A 19831-nucleotide genomic window follows, 5' to 3' on the forward strand; every position below is an offset into this window, starting at 1 on the left:
CGGACCCGCAGACGCAACCCCGAACCCCGCCGGACGGCACTCGCATCACCCACCACCACCGAAGGAGACCGCACCATGGCAGTCGCACCTCAACCCGACATCCTCAAAGCCCCCCTGGTCGTGGAGTTTCCGTTCACCCGGTCACTCGGGCCCGTCCAGGCCGCGTTCCTGAGCGGACTGCGCCACCGCACCGTGCTGGGCGTCCGCACGACCGACGACAGGGTCCTCGTCCCCCCGGTCGAGTACGACCCGGTCACCGCGGCCGAGATACGGGACCTGGTCGAGGTCGGAGACACCGGCACCGTCACCACCTGGGCCTGGAACCCCGCCCCGCGCCGCGGCCAGCCCCTGGACACCCCGTTCGCCTGGGTCCTCGTCAAGCTGGACGGCGCCGACACCGCCCTCCTGCACGCCCTCGACGCCACCGGCCCCGACGCCGTCCACAGCGGCCTGCGCGTCCGCGTCCGCTGGGCGGCGGAACGCACCGGAGCCATCACCGACATCGCCTGCTTCGAACCCGACGACAGCACCCCGGAGCAGATCCGACCGGCCCCGCACACGGGTGAGTTCGAGGACGGAGTCACCGGCATCGTCGCCGCCGCCCGCCTCGACTACACCTACAGCCCGGGCGGCGCCCAGAGCCGCTACATCAACGCCCTCGCGGACAACCGCACCGTCGGCGAACGCTGCCCCTCCTGCCGCAAGGTCTACGTCCCGCCCCGCGGCGCCTGCCCGACCTGCGGCGTGGCCACCACCGAGCAGGTCGAGGTCGGCCCGGCCGGCACCGTCACCACGTACTGCATCGTCAACGTCAAGGCGAAGAACCTCGACATCGAACTGCCCTACGTCTACGCGCACATCGCCCTCGACGGCGCCGACCTCGCCCTGCACGGACGGATCGGCGGCATCCCCTACGACCAGGTCCGGATGGGCCTGCGCGTCGAACCGGTGTGGACCGAGGGCGGGCGCTACCCCGACCACTACCGGCCGACCGGCGAGCCGGACGCCGACTACGACACGTACAAGGAGCTGATCTGAATGCGGCCGCCGATCCGGGACATCGCCGTCGTCGCCTTCGGGCAGACCGACCACCGGCGCACCACCGAGGAGCAGTCGGAGGTGGAGATGCTGATGCCGGTCCTCCACCAGGTCCTCGACGCCACCGGGCTGAAGACCAGCGACATCGGGTTCACCTGCTCGGGGTCGAGCGACTACCTCGCGGGGCGCGCCTTCTCCTTCACCATGGCGCTCGACGGCGTCGGCGCCTGGCCGCCCATCTCCGAGTCGCACGTCGAGATGGACGGCGCGTGGGCGCTGTACGAGGCGTGGACGAAGCTGCTGACCGGGGACGCCGACACCGCGCTGGTCTACTCGTACGGCAAGTCGTCGCCCGGCTCCGTGCGCGACGTGCTCACCCGGCAGCTCGACCCGTACTACGTCGCCCCGCTCTGGCCCGACTCCGTCGCCCTCGCCGCCCTCCAGGCGCAGGCCCTCATCGACGCGGGCCACACCGACGAACCCGCTCTCGCCGGGGTCGCCGCCCGCAGCCGCGCCGACGCCGCCGGCAATCCGCACGCCCAGCTGCGCGGCGCGGACGTCCCGCACGGCGACTACGTCGTCCAGCCACTGCGCACCGGAGACTGCCCGCCCATCGGCGACGGCGCCGCCGCCGTGATCCTCGCCGCGGGCGACCGGGCCCGCGAACTGTGCGAGCGGCCCGCGTGGATCAGCGGCATCGACCACCGCATCGAGGCGCACAGCCTCGGCGTGCGCGACCTGACCGACTCGCCCTCCACGCGGCTCGCCGCCGAGAACGCGGGGCTCTTCGAACGGCCCGTGGACACCGCTGAGCTGCACGCCCCCTTCAGTTCGCAGGAGGTCGTCCTGCGCAAGGTGCTGCGGCTCGGCGACGACGTGGCCGTCAATCCGTCCGGGGGCGCGCTCGCCGCCAACCCGGTCATGGCCGCGGGCCTCATCCGCATCGGTGAGGCCGCCGCCCGCATCCACCGGGGCGAGTCCCGGCGCGCGCTCGCCCACGCCACCTCCGGGCCCTGCCTCCAGCAGAACCTGGTCGCCGTACTCGAAGGACGTCAAGGAGAGGACCGATGACGAACAAGGAACCGGTAGCGATCGTCGGCATCGGGCAGACCCACCACGTCGCCGCCCGGCGGGACGTCTCCATCGCGGGCCTCGTCCGCGAGGCCGCCCAACGTGCCCTGACGGACGCCGAGTTGACCTGGGCTGACATCGACGCCGTCGTCATCGGGAAGGCGCCCGACTTCTTCGAGGGCGTCATGATGCCGGAGCTGTACCTCGCCGACGCGCTCGGCGCGGTCGGCAAGCCGATGCTCCGGGTACACACCGCGGGCTCCGTCGGCGGGTCGACGGCGCTCGTCGCCGCCAACCTCGTCGCGGGCCGCGTCCACGGCACGGTCCTCACCCTCGCCTTCGAAAAGCAGTCGGAATCCAACGCCATGTGGGGGCTCTCGCTGCCGATCCCCTTCCAGCAGCCGCTGCTCGCCGGCGCCGGCGGCTTCTTCGCACCGCACGTCCGCGCCTACATGCGGCGGACCGGTGCGCCCGACACCGTGGGCTCCCTCGTCGCGTACAAGGACCGGCGCAACGCGCTCAAGAATCCGTACGCGCACCTGCACGAGCACGACGTCACCCTGGAGAAGGTCCAGGCGTCGCCCATGCTCTGGGACCCGATCCGCTACTCGGAGACCTGCCCGTCGTCCGACGGCGCCTGCGCCATGATCCTCACCGACCGGGCCGGCGCCGCCCGTTCGCCGAAGCCGCCGGCCTGGATGCTCGGCGGTGCCATGCGCAGCGAGCCGACCCTCTTCGCGGGCAAGGACTTCGTGTCCCCGCAGGCGGGCAAGGACTGCGCCGCCGACGTGTACCGGCAGGCCGGGATCGCCGATCCGCGCCGGGAGATCGACGCCGTCGAGATGTACGTGCCGTTCTCCTGGTACGAGCCGATGTGGCTGGAGAACCTCGGCTTCGCCGACGAGGGCGGCGGCTGGAAGCTCACCGAGTCCGGCGTGACCGAGCTCGACGGCGACCTGCCGGTCAACATGTCGGGCGGCGTCCTGTCCACGAACCCCATCGGCGCCTCCGGCATGATCCGCTTCGCCGAGGCCGCCCTCCAGGTCCGCGGCCAGGCCGGCGAGCACCAGGTCGACGGGGCACGCAAGGTCCTCGGGCACGCCTACGGAGGCGGCTCGCAGTTCTTCTCGATGTGGCTCGTCGGCGCCGAGCCGCCCACCCGCTGACGGACGGATGAGCATGCGGTGACCTTCGACCACCGTCGTGGCCTGTGCGGGGCACGGACCGATCGCTAGGCTGGCGCACGGACGACGAACCGGGAGGAGCACGGACGTGGCCGAAAGCACCATCGACCAGCACCCGCTCACGGGGTGGGACAAGCCGGACCTGGACCTGAGCAGCGCGGACTGGCGCTCCAGCAGCAGGGGTCTGGGCGATGTCCAGATCGCCTTCGTCGAGGGGTTCATCGCGATGCGCAACGGAGGAAGCCCGCAGAACCCGTCGCTGATCTTCACGCCGGCGGAGTGGGGGGCGTTCGTGCTGGGCGCCCGGGAGGGCGAGTTCGACCTGACGTAGCGGAGCGGACGGCGCCGTCCCACGAGCCGTGGACGGGCGCCGGATTTCGTCCGGTTTCCGACACGTGACCTTCGGCCCTGTCCTGTGGCCCTCGCGTGAGCGACCCTGGCCACAGGAACAGCCGGTCAAATCAGGGCACGACCAGCGTGCCCGGTGTCGGAGGCGAACCAGTCATGAGCACGCCGCACAACCTGCCCGTCGTCGCCGCGGTCGACGGGTCCGACGACAGCCAGCGCGCCCTCGAATGGGCCCTTGCCGAGGCGGCCAGGCGCGGCGCCGACCTGCGCATCGTGCACGTGGCGCAGTACGCGTACCCGCTCCAGCCCGGCGTGCTGATGGCAGGGCCTCCCGAGCCCATCGAGGACCCCCTCATCGAGGAGCTGCGCGAGAAGCTCGCGGGGCGTGAGGGGCTGCCGGCCCTGGAGTTCATCAGCCGGACCGGTCTGCCCGCCGCGGTACTGCCCGAGATGAGCAAGGAGGCCCAGCTCGTCGTGCTGGGCTCCCGTGGCCGCGGCGGATTCGCCAGTCTGCTGCTCGGCTCGAACGGCGTGGCCACCGCCCGCGACGCCGTCTGCCCCGTGGTCGTCGTGCCGCGCCCCGACCGCACCGTGGACAGCGAGGCACCCGTACCGCCGGGACCGCGCGTCGTGGTCGGCCTGCAGACCGACGACCCGGACGAGGCCACGCTCTCCTTCGCCTTCGAGCACGCCGCGCGCACCGGCGCCAAGCTGCAGGTCGTCGCCGCCTACCCGTGGCCGGTGCTCGCCTGGTCGGCGTTCGGCGACTTCACGCCGACCGCCGTGGACCAGGAGGCGACCGAGCGGGAGACGCTGAGCTTCGCCAACGACGCCGTCGCCGAACTGCGCAAGGCCCACCCCGACGTGGCGGTCGACCTCTACGTGGCGCCGGGCGACGCCGCCGGCCACCTCGTGGACAACTCCCGCGAGGCCGACCTGGTCGTCGTCGGCCGGCACCGCCGCCGCTTCACCCGGCCCGCCCCGATGCTCGGCTCGGTCACCCACGCCGTCCTGCTGCACGCGGCGGCCCCGGTCGCGGTGGTCCCGCCTGCCCCGGCCGACTAGCACGTCAGCGCAGCACCACACAGCCGCGCCCGGTCAGCTCGTCGAGCAGGCCGGGCGCGACGCGTACCTCGTTCCAGCGCAGGTCCAGCTTCTCCAGCGCGGGCAGCTCCGCGAGCCACCCCGGCAGCTGCCGCAGCCGGTTGCTCCGCAGGTCGAGGCGGCGCAGCCGCGGCAGTCCGCGCAGCGCCCCGGGCACCGCGCCGAACGCGTTCTCCCGCAGGTCCAGCTCGCGCAGCTCCCGCAGATCGGCCACGGAGCCGGGGAGATCGGTCAGGGCGTTGCCGCGCAGCCACAGCTCCCGCAGCGCGGAGAGGGAGCCGAGCGTGGCGGGCAGGGCCGTGAGCCGGTTGTGCTGGGCCCGCAGCTCCACGAGTCCCGCCAGGTCGCCGAGCGTGTCCGGCAAGGCGGTGAGCCGGTTCTCGCCGACGTTGAGGTAGCCGAGCCGGGTGAGCGCCCCGAGGCCGTCCGGCAGGTCCGTCAACCGGTTGTCGTGCAGGTACAGGAACCGGGTCAGGCCGGTCAGCTCGCCGATCTCGCGCGGCACCGACGTCAGCAGGTTGTGGCCGAGGTCGAGCGTGTGCAGCCGGTCCAGCGTGCCGATGCGCGCGGGCACGGACGTCAGCCGGTTGTCCGGCAGCAGCAGGACCTCCAGCGCCGGTTCCCGCCACACTTCGTCGGGTACGGCGTCCAGGCCCGCCCGCCAGTAGTTCAGCGTCCCCCCGGTCACGGCCACAGCAGCTGCTTCCGCCAGCCGTCCCCGGTGCGCAGGTAGCTGAGCCGGGTGTGCCGCCGCTCCCTGTCGCCCTGCCAGAACTCCACCGCGTCCGGCCGCACCGTGTGCAGCGTCCAGCCCGGCGCGACGAGACCGGGCTCCCGCGCGAGGCGGGCCTCGGCCTCCCGCACCGCGGCGTCCCGCTCGTCCGGGCCGGCCAGCGGCCGGGACTGCCTGCCGAGCAGCGCCTCCGCGCGCGCCGCCGCGCCCCGCGCCCGGAAGTCCGCCGCGCCCGCCTCCGCCGACTCCCGGACGACGGGCCCGCGCACCCGCACCTGGCGGGCCAGCGGCGACCAGTAGAAGGTGAGGGCCGCATAGGGGCGGGCGGCGAGATCGCGGGCCTTGACGCTGCCGCCGTCCGAGGCGAACTGCCAGCCGTCCGCCGTCACCGCCTTCAGGATCAGTGTCCGGGCCTGCGGGTTTCCGTCGGCCCCCGCCGTCGACAGGGTCATCGCGTGCGGCTCGCGCACTCCGGCGTCCACGGCGCCGAGCAGCCACTCGGTGAACAGCTCGGCGGGCGTGCCGGGCGCCGCGGCCGGATCGAAGACCGGCAGTTCGCCCGCGAACACCTCAAGACCGCGCAGCAGTTGCCGCAGATCGTCCATGATCCCCTCCAGCGGAAGCATGCCCCGATGCTAATGGTTGACGTGGAACCTATCATTAGGTTCATGCGTGACATCAGCACAGGACCCGACGCCGCCCGGCTCGTCCTCGACCTCGCCCTCACCGTCCGCCACGACGGCCAGGGAGGAGTCGCCGACGATCTGCTCGCGCCCGATGGCCTCACCGGCTGGGTGCGCGAGCACGCCGCCGCACTGCCCCTGACCGAGGGCTACACCGGCGACCCCGGGAGCCTGGAGCGGGTGCGCGCGCTGCGGGCCGCCGTCCGCGCCCTGTTCGCCCGCGCCGTACGCCCCGGCGAGCCCAGCCCCGCCGACGCGCGCAGGCTGCTGCCCGTCGCCGAGGCGCTGGCCCGGCTGAACGCCGCGGCCGCGCTGGTCCCCGCCGTGCCCGCACTGGACTGGCCGGACGACGGACCGGCCGTGCGCGAGCTGGCCGTCACCGAGCCGGGCGACACGGACCTGCTCGTCGCCACCCTGGCCCGGGCGGCCGTCACCTTCCTCACGAGCGAGGACCGGACCAGGCTGCGCGCCTGCCACGCGCCGCGCTGCGTGCGCTACTTCCTCAAGGAGCACCCGCGCCAGGAGTGGTGCAAGCCCTCCTGCGGCAACCGGGCCCGGGTGGCCCGTCACCACGAGCGACACAACTCCCGTGCCGGGAACGCCACATGACGCACCGCCCGGGGTCCGGAGGCGTACGCTGAGTTGCCTGGAACCCGCGGTGTGCACCGGCTCCCCGCGCCGGGCGCACCACCGCGGCAGGGGGTGCCTGATGGTGCAGCGCGGTGGCCGTGGCCATCGAGGACGACGGACGCTCTTCGAGCGCGAGAGCGAACTCGCCGCGGTCGACCACGCGTTGGCCGAACTGGCCGGAATGCGACTCGGCGGCGCCGAGCCGCCCGAGCGGCCGCACGGCGCCCTGCTCGCCGTCGCCGCGCCCGCGGGACTCGGCAAGACGACACTGCTCGCCGAGGTGCGCAGGCGCGCCGCGGCCAAGGGCTGCACCGTCCTGTACGCACGCGGCGGCGACCAGGAGCAGGGGGTCGCCTTCCACGTCGCCCGCCAGCTCGTCCAGCCCCAGCTCGCCGGGACGTCCGAGACCGAACTCCGCTCCAGGCTGGGCAGTTGGTACGCCATCGTCGGCCCCGCCCTCGGCCTGTGCGCGGCGGCCGAAGGCGCGCCGCCCGACCCGCAGGGCCTGCGCGACGGCCTCGACTGGGTGCTCACCCACCTCGCCGTGCAGCGTGCCCCCATGGTCCTCGTCCTCGACGACGCCCACTGGGCCGACCCCGAGTCGCTCGGCTGGCTCGCCGCGTTCGCGCCGCGCGCCGAGGAACTGCCGCTGCTGCTCGTCGTCGCCTACCGGCCCGAGGAACTCCCCGACCACGCCGAGGCGTTGCGCGGCCTGCCGGGCCGCTCCGGCCGGCGGCCGCTCGGTCTCGAACCGCTCAGCGCCCTCGCCATCGCGGGTCTGGTCCGCGAGTCGCTCGGCGCGCACGCCGACGACGCGTTCTGCCGCGAGTGCTGGGCGGTCACCGCGGGAAACCCGTTCGAGGCCGTCGAGCTGACCGCGAAGATCCACGACCGCGGCCTGGCACCGACCGAGAACGGCGCCCACCTGCTGCGCGACCTCGCCGCCGCCGTGAAGGGCAGCGGCCTGATCGCCCGCCTCGAACGCCTCGGCTCCGCCACCGTCCGGTTCGCCTGGGCCTGCGCGATCCTCGGCACCGAGATATCCCCCGAACTCGCCGCGGGAGTCGCCGGACTGGGCGCCGAGGAGGCCGCCGACGCCGCCGACCGCCTGCGCACCGCCCGCATCCTCACCGGCGTGGACACCCTGGAGTTCGTGCACCCGCTGATCGCGACGGCCGTCTACCGCGCCATCCCCGGCGGCGTCCGCGTCGCCCTGCACGGGCAGGCCGCGTGGACCGTCGTCAACGCGGGCCTCGGCCCGTCGGCCGCCGCCCGCCACCTCCTGGAGACGCACCCCGACGGTGACCCCTGGGTCGTCCAGCAACTGCGGGCCGCCGCCCGCGAGACCGTCCGCGCCGGCGCCCCCGACGCGGCCCGCCGCTACCTCGCCCGCGCCCTGCGCGAACCCCCGACCTTCGACGACCGCGCCGTCGTCCTCTACGAACTCGGCAGCGCCTCCCTGCTCACCGAGCCCGCCACCACCGTCAACCACCTCCGCGCGGCGCTGGAGGAACCGATCACCGACCCGGCCCTGCGGCACGGCATCGTCTACCGCCTCTCCCAGGTCCTCGCCCACAGCGACCGGCTGGCGGAGGCGTCGGAGACCCTCGCCCGCGAGATCAGGTCCACCGGCGACGCCCGGATCCGGCTGCGGATGCAGGCCGAGCAGTTCATGTGGGACGCCTTCCGCGCCGACGAGCCCGACTCCCCGGCCCGCTCGCGCCGCCTGGCCCGTCTCGCCGACCGGCTCACCGGCCGCGACCTCACCGAGCGGTACATCATCGGCCTGCGCACCTGGGACGCCACCCTGCGCGGCGAACCCGTCGCCACCGTCCTGCGGCACGCCGACCGCGCCCTGGCCGGCGGGCTGCGCTGGGCCGCCGACGAGGACCGCGGCTTCGAGGTCCCCGTCCTCGTCGCCCTCTCCTTCCTCTACGCCGACCGGCCCGGCCGCACCGAGGAACTCTTCGTCGAGGGCATCGCCGACTTCGAGCAGGCCGGCTGGCACGGCGCCCACCTCTCCTTCGCGTACACGATCCTCGGCTACGTCCGCTACCGGCGCGGCCGGCTCGGTGAGGCGGAGGACTTCGCCCGTGCGGGCCTGCGGCTCGCCGAGCGCGTCGGACCCGGCACCCCCGCCCACTGGTACGCGGTCGGCACCCTCGTCGAGGTGCTGCTCGCCCGCGGCCGGATCGGCGAGGCCAAGGAGGTGGGGGAGGCGTACTCCTTCGGACCGCCGTTCCCCGCCGCCGTCGTCTTCCCCGACGCCCAGACCGTCTACGGGCAGCTCCTCCTCGCGCTCGGCCGCACCAAGGAGGCCGCCGCGGAACTCGCCGCCGCCGGACGCCGCCTCGACCCACGCGGCATGCGCAACCCCTCGTGGTGCCCCTGGCAGCTCCACCTCGCCCGCGCCGAGGCGCCCGACGCCCCCGAGCGGGCCCTGTCCGGCGCCCACGACGCGGTCGAGCGGGCCCGTCACTTCGGCGCGCCGTCGGCCGTCGGCCAGGCCCTGCGCGCCGCCGCCGAGGTCTCGACCGGTGCGGCCCGCGCCAAGCTCCTGGAGGAGTCCGTCGCCCATCTCGAGCGCTCGCCGGCCGGCTACGAACTGGCCTGCTCGCTCGTCGCCCTCGGCGCCGAACTCCGCCGCGCAGGGCGCGTCAAGGAGGCCGCCGAGCAGCTCTACCGGGGTCTGGACGCCGCGGTGGTCTGCGGCGCGGACGGTCTGGTGGAGCGGGCGCGTGACGAACTCGCCGCCGCCGGTCTGCGGCCCCGGCCACTGCACGGAGCGGCGACGGACACCCTGACCGCCCGGGAGCGGGCCGCCGCCGGATGCGCGGCACGCGGGCTCAGCCCCGTGGAGGCGGGCGCCGAGCTGCACCTCGACGAGGCGGTCGTGGTGCGGCTGCTGTCCGCCGTGTACCGGAAGGTGGGCACGGACCAGGCGGGCCTTGCCGAGGCCATCTCGGGCGAGTGACCGCCCGCCCGCTCCCACCGAGCCCGGGGCGGGTGAACCCCCGTGGGCGACGTACCATGGGCGGCATGTCCTTCCTCCGCCGCCGAGCAGCGACCCCCGCGGGCCCCGACTTCGACGTCCTGGCCATGGACCCGGGCGACTGGCCGGGCAACCTCGGCGCGGGCCTGCTGCCCGCCCCCGACGGCAGCTGCCAGGGCGTGTTCCTGCGCTACGACCTGTTCGGCGGCCGCGGCCCCGCGATGATCATCGGCAACCTTCCCGAGGGCTCCCCGGCCCGGGAGATCGCCGAGGGCGAGATCCCCTTCGAGGTCGCCCAGCTGCTCATCGCGCTGGAGAACGACGAGGAGGTCACGGTCACCGGAGTCGAGGACGTCCCCGTCATGCAGGGCGACAACCTCCTCATCGTGCGCCGTCTGAAGCTCTCCGAGACGCGGATCTCCTGCGTCCAGTTCGACCGCAGCGACAACGTCCTGGTGACCATCGCGTCCTGGGACCGGCCGATCACCGACGACCTGTACGCGCTGCTCAAGCCGCTGCCCGCGGAGCTCTTCCAGCAGGGCTGACCTCCCCTCGCCCGTACGCGGTGCGTGCACACCTCTTGCCGGAGAGTCATCGGACCTCTAGCGTCACGAGGCATGCCTTCTGGGAACCCTGAGCACTCCACGGGACACAACGGGATCACGCGAAGAACCACCATGAAGGGCGCGGCGGTTGGTGCCGCCGCGCTGACCGCAGGGACGGGGCCATGGGCGGCCGCCGCGTCGGCCGCCGAGAGCGTCGCTGATCGCCCAGCCGATCGACCCGCCGAGCCCTCCGATGAATTGCGCCTCTGGTACACGGCACCCGCCGCCGACTGGGAACGCGAGGCCCTGCCCATCGGCAGCGGCGCCCTCGGCGCCATGGTCTTCGGCACCCTCGCCTCCGAGCGCCTCCAGTTCAACGAGAAGACCCTGTGGACCGGCGGCCCCGGCGCCCGCGGCGGATATGACTTCGGGAACTGGCGCGGCCCGCGCCCCGACGCCCTCGCCGACGTGCAGCGCCGCCTCGACGCCGAGACGAAGCTCGACCCGGACACCGTCGCCGCCGAACTCGGCCAGCCCCGCATCGGCTACGGCGCCCACCAGACCTTCGGCGACCTCCACCTCGACGTCCCCGGCGCACCGGCCACCACCCCCGCCGACTACCGCCGCTCCCTCGACCTGCGCGACGCGCTCGCCACGGTCACGTACACCCACCAGGGCGTCGCGCACCGCCGGGAGTTCCTCGCCTCGCACCCCGACGGCGTGCTCGCCGGCCGGCTCTCCGCGGACCGGCCCGGCAGCGTCACCTGTACCCTCCGCCACACCTCGCCCCGCACCGACTTCACCGCCACGGCCACCGGCGACCGCCTCACGATTCGCGGCCAACTCGCCGACAACGGGCTGAAGTTCGAGGCGCAGATACGCGTCCGGCACGAAGGCGGCACCCTCGCCGCGAACAGCGACGGAAGCCTCACCGTCACCGGCGCCGACAGCGTCTCCTTCGTCCTCGCCGCCGGGACCGACTACGCCGACACCTACCCGGACTACCGCGGAGCGGACCCGCACGCCGCGGTCACCGCCACCGTCGACGCGGCCGCCGCCAAGGACCACCCGGCCCTCCGCGCCCGGCACCTGCGCGACCACCGCACCCTCTTCGACCGCGTCGCCCTCGACATCCGGCAGACCGCGCCCGCCGACGTCCCCACCGACCAGCTCCTCAAGGGCTACACGGGCGGCACCACGGCCGCCGACCGGGCGCTCGAAGCGCTCTTCTTCCAGTACGGCCGCTACCTGCTCATCGCGTCCTCGCGGGCCGGCTCACTGCCCGCGAACCTGCAAGGCGTCTGGAACCAGTCGACGACCCCGCCCTGGTCGGCGGACTACCACGTCAACATCAACCTCCAGATGAACTACTGGCTCGCCGAGGCCGCCAACCTGCCCGAGACCACGGCCCCGTACGACCGGTTCGTCGCCGCGCTGCGCGCGCCCGGGGAGCGTACGGCGAAGGAGATGTTCGGCAGCCGCGGCTGGGTGGTGCACAACGAGACCAACCCGTACGGCTTCACCGGCGTCCACGACTGGTCGACCGCCTTCTGGTTCCCGGAGGCCGCCGCCTGGCTCACCGCCCAGCTCTACGAGCACTACCGCTTCGGCGGCTCCACCGACTACCTGCGCACCACCGCCTACCCGCTGATGAAGTCGGCCGCCGAGTTCTGGCTCGACAACCTGCGCACCGACCCGCGCGACAACACCCTTGTCGTGACGCCGAGTTACTCGCCCGAGCACGGCGACTTCACGGCCGGCGCCGCCATGTCGCAGCAGATCGTGCACGACCTGCTCACCAACACCCTGGAAGCGGCCAAGACCCTGGGCGACGCGCCCGCCTTCCGCAAGCAGCTGGCCGACACCCTCGACCGGCTGGACCCCGGCCTGCGCATCGGATCGTGGGGCCAGCTCCAGGAGTGGAAGACCGACCTCGACGGCCCCACCGACGACCACCGGCACGTCTCGCACCTCTACGCCCTGCACCCGGGCCGTCAGATCGAACCCGGCAGCGAGTGGGCCGACGCGGCCAAGGTCTCGCTCACCGCCCGCGGCGACGGCGGCACCGGCTGGTCCAAGGCCTGGAAGATCAACTTCTGGGCGCGGCTGCGCGACGGCGACCACGCCCACAAGATGCTCTCCGAGCAGCTCAGGGCGTCCACCCTGCCGAACCTCTGGGACACCCACCCGCCGTTCCAGATCGACGGCAACTTCGGTGCCACCTCGGGCGTCGTCGAGATGCTGCTGCAGAGCCAGTTCGACGTGATCGAGGTGCTCCCCGCGCTCCCGGCGAGCTGGCCCGACGGCTCCGTGCGCGGACTGCGCGCCCGCGGCGGCGCCACCGTCGACGTGACGTGGGCGGCCGGCCGGGCCACCCGGCTCGTCGTGACCGCCGCCCGCACCCGTGAACTGACCGTCCGCAGCACCCTGTTGAGCGGCGGACAGCAGACGTTCAGGGCGATCGCCGGTCGCCGCTACGTCTTCGGCTGACACACGTCGGGCCCGGCTCCGCCCCCACGGCGAAGCCGGGCCCGACCGCCCTGCGGATCCTGCCGGTTACGACACGGTGGACGGCGTCACCTGGACGTCCGCCGCCCGCACGTACGCCACGCGGTGACCGAACTGGATCTCGTAGTACACGTCCTCGCCCCGGACCACCCGGTGGCTCGTCGTGTCGAACGTCGGGGAGTAGAAGTACTCGCCCATCGTCCGCCCGCCGACCACGTAGCGCTGTCCCGCGAGCAGCTTGTACGGCAGCGGCGAGATCGCCTGCGGCGTCATGCCCGCGGGGTACGCCTCCTTCTCCGGGTAGGCCCGCCCGTACACCGGGACCTCGGTCGCACCGGCCTTCGGCGTGACCACGAGACCCTTGGCGTCCACGGCGGTCGGCTGCTTCGCCGGGTTCTTGAACCAGGCCTTCTGGCCCAGGTACCAGACCGCCGTCCAGTCGCCCCGGCGCTCCGCGACCGCGTACTGCTGGCCCGTGGAGAGCCGCGACGCCATGTCGTTCACGTCGGTCGTGGAGGCCTGGCCGCCCGGCCGCAGACCGATGTCCTTGATCAGCGGAGCGTCCTCGCTCGGCTCCGCGTACACCCGCACCGCGCTCGACCCGTGCGGCGCGCACGTCTCGCCCGCCTTCACGCAGCCCGTGAACACCGGCTGGTTCGTGGCGAACCGCGGGTTGACCGTCACCACACCGCCGCCCGGACCCGCCGTGCGGTGGAACGACTTGCCCATCAGCGCGAAGTAGTGCGCCCAGTCCCAGTACGGGCCCGGGTCGGTGTGCATCTGCGGGATGTTCGCCGTCGTCGGCCCCGGCACCGTGTCATGGCCGAGGATGTGCTGCCGGTCCAGCGGGATGTCGTACTTCTTCGACAGGTACTTCACCAGCCGCGCCGACGACCGGTACATCTCCTCCGTGTACCAGGAGTCCGGCTGCGTCAGGAAGCCCTCGTGCTCCAGACCGACCGACTTGGCGTTCACGTACCAGTTGCCCGCGTGCCAGCCGACGTCCTTCGCCTTGATCGACTGCACGATGTGGCCGTCGGTCGAGCGCAGCGAGTAGTGCCAGGCCAGATACGTCTTGTCCTGGACCAGCTTGAGCGTCTCCTCCCACGTCGCCTCCGTGTCATGGATGACGATGTAGTCGATGCTCTGGTCGTTCGGCCGGTCCGCCAGGTCGTGGTTGCCGTAGTCGCCGTCGCCGAACTCCTCGTACGGCGCCGGGATCCACTCGCACGACACCGTCTTCGGGCACTCGGTGTCCGAGGCGTTCGCCTTGCGCAGGCCCATCTTCTCGATCTGTGCCGCCTGCGGCTTCGCGTCGGACTCGGCGGCGAGCGTCACGGTCTGGCCCGCGTCCGTGGTGCGCCGCTCGCCGTCGCGGATCACCGCGAACACGTCGTTCGCGTACGTCGCCGCGGTCGCCGCGTCGTCCGCGCCGGAGAACGTCGCGACCGCGCCGTACCAGTCCGCGGGGTTCTCGCTGAGCGGCTTGCCGAGCTTCTGCTGCGCCGCGGCGAGGAGGGCGGCGCCACCCCGCACGTTCGCCGCGGGGTCGCTGCGCAGCTCCTCGGCGGGGATGCCGCTGACCTGGGATGCGCGCACCAACGTCTTCAGCCGTGCGGGGAGTTGGGCGTCCGTGGGCACGTCGGCCGCGGTCGCCTTCAGGGGGGCCCGCGAGTCGTCGCCGCGGGCGTCGCCCTCGGCGTGGTCGTGTACCACGGTCCGCGCCAGGGCCGTGCGCGCGTCGGTGAGGTGCATCGGGCCGTACCCGCCGGTGACGCTCGGCGCGCCGCCGTGCGCGTCCCAGCGGGACTGCAGATAGGAGACGCCGAGCAGCACGCTCTGCGGGACCCGGTACTCGGCGGCCGCCGAGGCGAACGCGCCCTGCAGACGCGCCGAAGGGGCGGCCGCCGGGCTCTCCGGCGGCGCCGCGCCCAGCAGGGGGAGCAGCAGGGCCGCTGTCGCGAGGGAGCCGGCCGCGCGTACTCCCGTACGGGAACGTCTGGCGGTGCGGGGACGGATGGACCGATGCAACGGTGCCTCCTGGGAACGCCGGGGTCGGGATGGAGCGCGGGTGCGTGCGGGGCCGATCGTGCTCAGTGGTATCGGCTCACCGACGATCCGTCAATCATCCGACGGGTCACGGGATTTCCAGGGATTCCGCATGTCAGCAGGCGTGTGCCGGGGTTTCCTCAGCGGTGGTGCGACCGCCTGCGACGCGTCAGTGGTGTGGACCTCTGGACGGCGCGGCGGCCGGGCGACACAAAGATCCGCGGTGCGCCGACTTCCTCCCGGGCGCACCGCGGATCCCCGTCCCCGTCAGCGAGTGCCGACTGCCGCACGGACCGCCCTTCGGGCCATGTTGCAGTCGTCGTGCAGGCGGCGCAGCAACAGCCGCTGCTCCTCGCCGGACGGCGCAGCACCGGGATGGGCCTGAGTCGGTGCCGCCGGGGTCTGCTCGTGCATGGAACGCTGCACGGCCGTCTCGTAGGTACGGATCTCCCTGGTCAGGACGAGCATCAGATTGACCAGGAACGCGTCCCGGGACGCCGGGCCGCCGGACTGCGCGAGCTGGCTGATCTGCCGGCGCGCGACCGGGGCGTCGCCCAGGACCGTCCAGAGCGTCGCCAGGTCGTAGCCCGGCAGGTACCAGCCGGCGTGCTCCCAGTCCACCAGGACCGGACCCGCGGGAGAGAGCAGGATGTTCGACAGCAGCGCGTCGCCGTGGCAGAACTGGCCCATGCCGCCCCGGCCCGAGGTGTGCGCGATGCCGTGCAGCAGCTTCTGCAGGTCCCCCATGTCACGGTCGGTCAGCAGGCCCAGCTCATGGAACCTGTTGATCCGCTCCGCGTAGTCCAGTGGCGCCTCGAAGGTGCCCGCCGGCGGCCGCCACTGGTTGAGCCGGCAGATCGCGCCGAGCGCGGCGCGCACGTCCGCCCGCGGCGGTGCCTCGACCGGGTGGCGCTGCAGGGCCGCCACCCGGCCGGGCATCCGCTCGATCACCAGCGTCCCGTTGTCCGGGTCGGCCGCGATCAGACGCGGGACCCGCACCGGCGGCCGGTGTCGGACGAACGAACGGTATGCGGCTATTTCGTGCCGGACCCGCTCCGCCCACACGGGGGAGTGATCCAGTAAACACTTCGCTACGGCGGTGCTGCGCCCTGTCGTACCGACAAGCAGCACGGAGCGCGGGCTCCGGCGCAGCACCTGCACCGGATGGAACTCCGGGCAGATCCGGTGCACCGAGGCGATCGCCGTGCGCAGCTGGGCGCCCTGAGGGCCGGACAAGTCGAGTCTCCCGCTGAGGGGTTGCGTGCCGAGCCCCGGGACGCGCCGAGTCCTGCCGACGCCACCGAGCGCCGGGGCGGCGGTCCGCGCGGGGTCGAGGTACGGGCCGCTGCCGGGGACCGCCGGACGGGCGGGACGCAGCGGCCGGGGCGGGGCGGACACGGAGGACGATGCTGTGTACATGGGAGAGACAGATCCCTTCGCGTGCCGACGAGTTGCTGCGCCGCCCGGCCCGGCCGATTCGGTACACCCTGGGGAATGCCCTGCGGCGACCGGGTCGGGGTGGCGCATTCCTACCTGACACCCGAGGGCCCGAGGCACAACAGCTGGCGCACCCTGGCGAACCCTGGCGAATAGTCGCTCAGCAACTGACAGAGGGCTACTGTCAACTCAGCCGAGAACCTGGGGGCTTACGTGAACGGACAACCCAACACCCGCCTGAACGACCTGTTCGGCCTCGCCGGCTGGTCCAAGGGGGAGCTCGCGCGACTCGTCAACCGGCAGGCGGCGGCCATGGGCCATCCGCAGCTGGCGACGGACACCTCGCGGGTGCGGCGTTGGATCGACATGGGAGAGATCCCGCGCGATCCGGTGCCACGGGTGCTGGCGGCTCTGTTCACCGAGCGACTCGGCCGTGTCGTGACCATCGAGGATCTCGGTCTCGTCCGGCACGGGCGCACGGGGAAACGGCAAGGCGCCGGGGGCCTGGATCAACAGGGCCCCGACGGAGTGCCGTGGGCGCCCGAGCGGACAGCTGCGGTCCTCACCGAATTCACGGGAATGGACCTCATGCTCAACCGACGCGGCTTGGTGGGCGCGGGTGCCGCGCTCGCCGCAGGATCCGCACTCAGCAGCGCCATGCACGACTGGCTGCACACCGACCCGGCCCTCGTGGCCGACGCCCCCCGTTCCCTTGATCCCCTGCACGCCGACCCCGCTGGGTTCGACCGCTACGAGGCCGCCCCCATCGGGTCGCAGGAGATCGAGGAACTGGAGCGATCGGTCGAGGTGTTCCGGGCCTGGGACGCCTCCCGCGGCGGCGGGTTGCAGCGCAAGGCAGTCGTCGGCCAACTCAACGAAGTCGGCGGAATGCTCTCCTACCGCCACCCCGACCACCTGCAGCGGCGCCTCTGGGGTGTCGCCGCCAATCTCGCCGTCCTCGCGGGCTGGATGTCCCACGACGTCGGCCTCGAACCCACGGCCCAGAAGTACTTCGTCATCGCCGCGCACGCCGCGCGCGAGGGCGGCGACCGGCCCCGGGCCGGCGAGGCCCTGTCCAGGGCCGCCCGTCAGAAGATCCACCTGGGTGCGCCCGACGAGGCGCTCGACCTGATGAAGCTCGCCAAGTCCGGCTCGGGGGACGCGGTGCTGCCGCGGACCAAGGCCATGCTCTACACCATCGAGGCCTGGGCGCAGGCGTCGATGGGCAAGGGGCAGGCGATGCGCCGCACCCTCGGGGAGGCGGAGGACCTCTTCGTCTCGGACAAGGGTGACGTGCCACCGCCGAGCTGGATGCAGATGTTCGACGAGGCGGACCTGCACGGTATGCAGGCCCTCGCCTACCGCACCCTCGCCGAGCACGAGCCCGGTGCCGCCGTCATCGCGCAGCGGCACGCCAAGGAGGCCCTCGCGCTGCGCGCGGGCGGCCGCGACCGTTCGAAGATCTTCGACCACCTGTCGATGGCATCGGCCTGCTTCATCGCCGACGACCCCGAACAGGCGGACCGGTACGCGCGGTTGGCGCTCTCGTCGATGGGGTCGAACTCGTCCCATCGCACCTGGGACCGGCTGCGTGAGATGTACCGGCTCACCGGGCACTACGCCGGCTACCCGAAGATCGAGGACCTGCGTCAGGAGATCAAGCTGGCGCTGCCCAGGGTGCCGGGGAAGCGCATGCAGGCGTAGCCCCGGCTCCGTACCGGAGCAGATCGACCGAGTACCCGTACGCCGCCAGGGACCGACTCAGGAGCCGATCCTGGCGACGAGCACACAGGCGTCGTCCTCGCGCTCGCCCACACCGAACTCGTCCATGACCACGCTCAGGCACTCCTGTGCGTCACGGGCCTCGGTCAGGCGCGGTGCCAGTGCGAGCAGCCGGCCCGCGGCAGCGGTCTCGCCGCGCCGTGGCACCAGGCCGTCGGTGTGCAGCAGCAGCAGATCGCCGCTGCGCAGGGTCTCCTCGGCCTGCCCGTACGCGGCGCCGGTGGTCGCGCCGAGCAGCACGCCCTCGGGCGGCGTGAGCGCACGCCCCGTCCCGTCGCGGAACAGCAGCGGGGCGGGGTGTCCCGCCTGCGCCCACGCCAGTGTGCGGGCGGCCGGGTCGTAGCGGCAGCACAGGGCGCTGCCGAGGGAGGGCTGCGCGGAGGAGTCGAGGAGGTGGTTGAGCCAGCCGAGCAGCTCGGCGGGGCGGGTGCCGGAGACGGCCATGCCGCGGACCGCGCCGAGCATCATGGCCATGCCGGAGGTGACGCCGACGCCGTGTCCGGTGAGTCCGCCGACGGTCAACAGGGTCTGTCCGTCAGGCAGTTCGAGCGCGTCGTACCAGTCGCCACCGATCGGGGAGCCGGTCGTGGCGGGGAGGTGGCGGGCGGAGAGGTCGAGTCCGCCAGGGGCGCCGTGCGGGAGCCGCAGGGAGCCGCGCCACGGCGGCAGCACGGCTTCCTGCAGCTCGACCGCGAGCCGGTGCTCGGTCTGCGCGATGTGCCGCTGGCGCTGGAGCGAGTCACGGGTCTCGCTGACCGCGCGCTGGCTGCGGCGCAGTTCGCTGACGTCGCGCACGACCGCCCACATCGAGGCGGTCGAGCCGTCGGCGTCGAGCACGGGCTCGCCCATCATGTGCACGGTGCGCACGGAGCCGTCCGCGCGCGCGATGCGGAACTCGCCGTCGATCGGCTTGCCGTCGATCAGGCAGTCGGTGACCATCGCGGTCAGCTTCGGCTGATCGTCGGCGTGCACCACGGAGGGCAGTTCATCGAGGGTGAGCGGGGCGGCGGCCGGGTCGCGGCCGAGGATCTGGTACAGCTCGCCGGACCAACTGGCCTCGTCGGTCAGCAGGTTCCACTCGGCGCTGCCGACCCGGCTGATCAGCGAGCCGGTTCTCGATTCGGTGCCGGCCCGCTGGGGCGGCACGTTGTCGTGGGTGGCCGGGCCGTCCCGCAGCTGGGCCAAGTGCCGGTCCAGGTCGTTGAGTTGGTGCACGGCCAGCTCGTACAGCGCGCGCTGCCAGCGGGCCTCGGGGTCGGTCGCGTCGACCGTGGTGCCCGTCTTCTCGCGCCGGACCGCGTCGACGTCGCCGAGCAGACGGCGCGTCTGCGTGATCAGCGCGTCGACCGTGCCTCGCTCCGGCGGCTGGCCGGTGGGGCGGTCCGCGAAGACATGGGGCGGCATGACGAACTCCGATGCAGGCACGAGTGGCCAAGGCTGACGGAAGGACCGCTACAGACTTTGGCACAGGCCGCCTGGCCTCGTAAGGCATTTCGCCATACACGATGCGGTGGTGCTTCTGGCATATGCCGTAGTCCTCGCGGACGGCTCCGAAGGGTGCTGCGGTCGAACGCGTGGCCGGGTGATGCGTATGCCAGGCTCATACGTGCGATCACTGGGTGGGGGTCGATCGGCGTACTGCGGTCTACGTCGCGGGAGGGGATCTCCGGTGCCGCGGGAGGGCCCGTGGCGACAGGGTGCCCGGGGCGAGCGGGGTGACGGGCATG

The 19831-nt window shown here is 73.1% G+C and carries 15 protein-coding genes; 10 read left to right on the forward strand and 5 right to left on the reverse strand.

Annotation, left to right across the window (positions count from 1 at the left end):
* Positions 1–75 precede the first annotated feature (75 nt).
* The 5 genes from M4J07_RS08070 to M4J07_RS08090 all read left to right on the forward strand — a co-directional run bounded on the left by M4J07_RS08070 (position 76) and on the right by M4J07_RS08090 (position 4706).
* Positions 76–1038 (forward strand): Zn-ribbon domain-containing OB-fold protein, encoded by a 963-nt coding sequence (locus M4J07_RS08070; protein ID WP_255968912.1) that lies wholly within the window; start codon positions 76–78, stop codon positions 1036–1038.
* Entirely contained in the window at positions 1039–2109 is a 1071-nt protein-coding gene (locus M4J07_RS08075; RefSeq protein WP_255968914.1) for a thiolase domain-containing protein, read from the forward strand.
* A complete protein-coding gene (locus M4J07_RS08080; RefSeq protein WP_255968916.1) occupies positions 2106–3275 on the forward strand; it encodes a thiolase domain-containing protein in 1170 nt (389 codons plus the stop codon). The genes M4J07_RS08075 and M4J07_RS08080 overlap by 4 nt, the downstream gene beginning before the upstream one ends.
* A 106-nt stretch (positions 3276–3381) precedes the next feature.
* Complete coding sequence (locus tag M4J07_RS08085; protein WP_255968919.1) at positions 3382–3624, forward strand: DUF397 domain-containing protein; 243 nt, start codon at positions 3382–3384, stop codon at positions 3622–3624.
* 173 nt (positions 3625–3797) lie between these two features.
* Positions 3798–4706 (forward strand): universal stress protein, encoded by a 909-nt coding sequence (locus tag M4J07_RS08090; protein ID WP_255968921.1) that lies wholly within the window; start codon positions 3798–3800, stop codon positions 4704–4706.
* 4 nt (positions 4707–4710) lie between these two features.
* Here M4J07_RS08090 and M4J07_RS08095 read toward each other — a convergent pair whose 3' ends face one another.
* Both M4J07_RS08095 and M4J07_RS08100 read right to left on the reverse strand, forming a co-directional pair.
* Positions 4711–5433 carry a leucine-rich repeat domain-containing protein gene (locus M4J07_RS08095; RefSeq protein WP_255968923.1) on the reverse strand — a complete coding sequence of 241 codons (723 nt, stop codon included), beginning with the start codon at positions 5431–5433 and terminating at the stop codon, positions 4711–4713.
* Positions 5430–6104 carry a pyridoxine/pyridoxamine 5'-phosphate oxidase gene (locus M4J07_RS08100; RefSeq protein ID WP_255968926.1) on the reverse strand — a complete coding sequence of 225 codons (675 nt, stop codon included), beginning with the start codon at positions 6102–6104 and terminating at the stop codon, positions 5430–5432. The genes M4J07_RS08095 and M4J07_RS08100 overlap by 4 nt, the downstream gene beginning before the upstream one ends.
* A 42-nt stretch (positions 6105–6146) precedes the next feature.
* Here M4J07_RS08100 and M4J07_RS08105 point away from each other — a divergent pair, with 42 nt between their 5' ends.
* From M4J07_RS08105 to M4J07_RS08120, 4 genes are all read left to right on the forward strand, one after another.
* Positions 6147–6770, forward strand: coding sequence for a CGNR zinc finger domain-containing protein (locus tag M4J07_RS08105; RefSeq protein ID WP_255968928.1), 624 nt, complete (start codon positions 6147–6149; stop codon positions 6768–6770).
* Between the two features lie 100 nt (positions 6771–6870).
* Positions 6871–9765 (forward strand): ATP-binding protein, encoded by a 2895-nt coding sequence (locus tag M4J07_RS08110; RefSeq protein WP_255968930.1) that lies wholly within the window; start codon positions 6871–6873, stop codon positions 9763–9765.
* A 65-nt stretch (positions 9766–9830) separates the two neighbouring features.
* Positions 9831–10328 (forward strand): hypothetical protein, encoded by a 498-nt coding sequence (locus M4J07_RS08115; protein WP_255968932.1) that lies wholly within the window; start codon positions 9831–9833, stop codon positions 10326–10328.
* A 132-nt stretch (positions 10329–10460) separates the two neighbouring features.
* Positions 10461–12818 (forward strand): glycoside hydrolase family 95 protein, encoded by a 2358-nt coding sequence (locus M4J07_RS08120; protein ID WP_255968971.1) that lies wholly within the window; start codon positions 10461–10463, stop codon positions 12816–12818.
* A gap of 66 nt (positions 12819–12884) precedes the next feature.
* On the opposite strand, the gene M4J07_RS08125 is transcribed toward M4J07_RS08120, so the two are convergent.
* Both M4J07_RS08125 and M4J07_RS08130 read right to left on the reverse strand, forming a co-directional pair.
* Positions 12885–14867, reverse strand: a complete 1983-nt coding sequence (locus M4J07_RS08125; RefSeq protein WP_255968934.1) for an N-acetylmuramoyl-L-alanine amidase — start codon at positions 14865–14867, stop codon at positions 12885–12887.
* 285 nt (positions 14868–15152) lie between these two features.
* Entirely contained in the window at positions 15153–16304 is a 1152-nt protein-coding gene (locus tag M4J07_RS08130) for an aminoglycoside phosphotransferase family protein (protein ID WP_255968936.1), read from the reverse strand.
* Positions 16305–16535: 231 nt separating this feature from the next.
* On the opposite strand from M4J07_RS08130, the gene M4J07_RS08135 reads away from it, so the two are divergent.
* Positions 16536–18026, forward strand: a complete 1491-nt coding sequence (locus tag M4J07_RS08135) for a DNA-binding protein NsdB (RefSeq protein WP_255968939.1) — start codon at positions 16536–16538, stop codon at positions 18024–18026.
* Between the two features lie 57 nt (positions 18027–18083).
* Here M4J07_RS08135 and M4J07_RS08140 read toward each other — a convergent pair whose 3' ends face one another.
* Positions 18084–19508 (reverse strand): PP2C family protein-serine/threonine phosphatase, encoded by a 1425-nt coding sequence (locus tag M4J07_RS08140; protein WP_255968941.1) that lies wholly within the window; start codon positions 19506–19508, stop codon positions 18084–18086.
* Between the last annotated feature and the right edge of the window lie 323 nt (positions 19509–19831).

This window comes from Streptomyces longispororuber, from assembly GCF_024448165.1.
In the GTDB taxonomy this organism is placed as follows: domain Bacteria; phylum Actinomycetota; class Actinomycetes; order Streptomycetales; family Streptomycetaceae; genus Streptomyces; species Streptomyces longispororuber_A.

Coding starts and splice junctions, on each gene's coding strand:
- M4J07_RS08100 (WP_255968926.1), bottom strand. CDS start 6,104: ATGCTTCCGCTGGAGGGGATCATGGACGATCTGCGGCAACTGCTGCGC.
- M4J07_RS08090 (WP_255968921.1), top strand. CDS start 3,798: ATGAGCACGCCGCACAACCTGCCCGTCGTCGCCGCGGTCGACGGGTCC.
- M4J07_RS08120 (WP_255968971.1), top strand. CDS start 10,461: ATGAAGGGCGCGGCGGTTGGTGCCGCCGCGCTGACCGCAGGGACGGGG.
- M4J07_RS08130 (WP_255968936.1), bottom strand. CDS start 16,304: ATGTACACAGCATCGTCCTCCGTGTCCGCCCCGCCCCGGCCGCTGCGT.
- M4J07_RS08105 (WP_255968928.1), top strand. CDS start 6,147: ATGCGTGACATCAGCACAGGACCCGACGCCGCCCGGCTCGTCCTCGAC.
- M4J07_RS08140 (WP_255968941.1), bottom strand. CDS start 19,508: ATGCCGCCCCATGTCTTCGCGGACCGCCCCACCGGCCAGCCGCCGGAG.
- M4J07_RS08070 (WP_255968912.1), top strand. CDS start 76: ATGGCAGTCGCACCTCAACCCGACATCCTCAAAGCCCCCCTGGTCGTG.
- M4J07_RS08115 (WP_255968932.1), top strand. CDS start 9,831: ATGTCCTTCCTCCGCCGCCGAGCAGCGACCCCCGCGGGCCCCGACTTC.
- M4J07_RS08075 (WP_255968914.1), top strand. CDS start 1,039: ATGCGGCCGCCGATCCGGGACATCGCCGTCGTCGCCTTCGGGCAGACC.
- M4J07_RS08110 (WP_255968930.1), top strand. CDS start 6,871: ATGGTGCAGCGCGGTGGCCGTGGCCATCGAGGACGACGGACGCTCTTC.
- M4J07_RS08080 (WP_255968916.1), top strand. CDS start 2,106: ATGACGAACAAGGAACCGGTAGCGATCGTCGGCATCGGGCAGACCCAC.